This is a genomic window from Geomicrobium sp. JCM 19039 (genome assembly GCF_000698145.1).
Taxonomy (GTDB): Bacteria; Bacillota; Bacilli; order Bacillales; family Marinococcaceae; genus Geomicrobium_A.
The window spans coordinates 1-624 of sequence record NZ_BAXB01000057.1 but is presented as its reverse complement, the minus strand read 5'-3'; the positions used below and the strand labels follow the sequence as shown (position 1 = coordinate 624).

1 rRNA gene is annotated in these 624 nt (G+C 50.3%); it reads right to left on the bottom strand.

Going from position 1 to position 624, the window contains the following annotated elements:
* Positions 1-570, bottom strand: a 23S ribosomal RNA gene (locus JCM19039_RS21250); the annotation flags it as partial.
* Between the last annotated feature and the right edge of the window lie 54 nt (positions 571-624).

Genomic DNA, 624 nt, shown 5'->3' with positions numbered 1-624 from the left:
GGCACACGGTTTCAGGATCTATTTCACTCCCCTCCCGGGGTGCTTTTCACCTTTCCCTCACGGTACTGGTTCACTATCGGTCACTAGGGAGTATTTAGCCTTGGGAGATGGTCCTCCCTGCTTCCGACGGGATTTCTCGTGTCCCGCCGTACTCAGGATCCACTCAAGAGGAAACGAAATGTCGATTACAGGATTCTTACCTTCTTCGATGGACCGTTCCAGGTCGCTTCATCTATCTCGCTTCTTTGTAACTCCGTATAGAGTGTCCTACAACCCCAAGTGGCAAGCCACTTGGTTTGGGCTATGTTCCGTTTCGCTCGCCGCTACTCAGGAAATCGCGTTTGCTTTCTCTTCCTCCGGGTACTAAGATGTTTCAGTTCTCCGGGTCTGCCGCTATATGGCTATGTATTCACCATACAGCACTGCTCTGTGAAAAGCAGTGGGTTTCCCCATTCGGAAATCTTCGGATCAATGTGTACTTACAACTCCCCGAAGCATATCGCTGTTCGTCGCGTCCTTCATCGGCTCCTAGTGCCAAGGCATTCACCGTGCGCCCTTCTTCATTTAACCACAGGTTATGGTTTGATCGTTTAAGATCACGCTAGGTCGGTTGTTCGTTAAGAT